The sequence below is a fragment of the Streptococcus mitis genome (assembly GCF_003944325.1).
Taxonomy (GTDB): domain Bacteria; phylum Bacillota; class Bacilli; order Lactobacillales; family Streptococcaceae; genus Streptococcus; species Streptococcus mitis_CW.
The window spans coordinates 1-1,051 of record NZ_RJPX01000090.1 but is presented as its reverse complement, the minus strand read 5'-3'; the positions used below and the strand labels follow the sequence as shown (position 1 = coordinate 1,051).

The 1,051-nt window shown below is 43.3% G+C and carries 1 protein-coding gene; it reads right to left on the bottom strand.

Annotated features, from left to right (window positions below; all coding sequences use genetic code 11):
* A partial coding sequence (locus tag D8787_RS11580; protein WP_260471400.1) for an Ig-like domain-containing protein occupies positions 1-1,051 on the bottom strand: 1,051 nt, incomplete at both ends.

The following is a 1,051-nucleotide window of genomic DNA, read 5'->3' as shown; positions in this document are numbered from 1 at the left end:
TTAGATCCTGGTTCTGCACTTACTTCAACTGGTGTCTTAGTTCCTGCTTTATCTGTTAGATCTGTTGTGATTTCTGGTTTAGCTGGCGCTTTTGTATCTGCTGTTGCTTTTGCTGGTGTGCTTGCTTCTGATACATTTCCTGCTGGATCTGTTGCTTTCGCTGTTACATCTCCTGCTGGAAGTTTTTTCGTTGGTGTGATTGTAGCTTTTCCGTCTTTTCCTGCTACGCCTTCACCAATCTTGTGACCATCTTTATCAAATAACTCAACTTTAGATCCTGGTTCTGCACTTACTTCAACTGGTGTCTTAGTTCCTGCTTTACCTGTTAGATCTGTGTTGATTTCTGGCTTAGCTGGCGCTTTTGTATCTCCTGTTGCTTTTTCTGGTGCGCTTGGTTGTGATACATTTCCTGCTGGATCTGTTGCTTTCGCTGTTACGTCTCCTGCTGGAAGTTCTTTCGTTGGTGTGATTGTAGCTTTTCCGTCTTTTCCTGCTACGCCTTCACCAATCTTGTTACCATCTTTATCGAATAACTCAACTTTAGATCCTGGTTCTGCACTTACTTCAACTGGTGTCTTAGTTCCTGCTTTACCTGTTAGATCTGTGTTGATTTCTGGTTTAGCTGGTGCTTTTGTATCTCCTGTTGCTTTTTCTGGTGTGCTTGGCTCTGACACATTTCCTGCTGGATCTGTTGCTTTCGCTGTTACGTCTCCTGCTGGAAGTTCTACTGTTGGTGTGATTGTAGCTTTTCCGTTTTCGTCTGCTACTCCTTCACCAATCTTGTGACCATCTTTATCGAATAACTCAACTTTAGATCCTGGTTCTGCACTTACTTCAACTGGTGTCTTAGTTCCTGCTTTATCTGTTAGATCTGTNNTGATTTCTGGTTTAGCTGGCGCTTTTGTATCTGCTGTTGCTTTTTCTGGTGCGCTTGGTTGTGATACATTTCCTGCTGGATCTGTTGCTTTCGCTGTTACGTCTCCTGCTGGAAGTTCTACTGTTGGTGTGATTGTAGCTTTTCCGTTTTCGTCTGCTACTCCTTCACCAATCT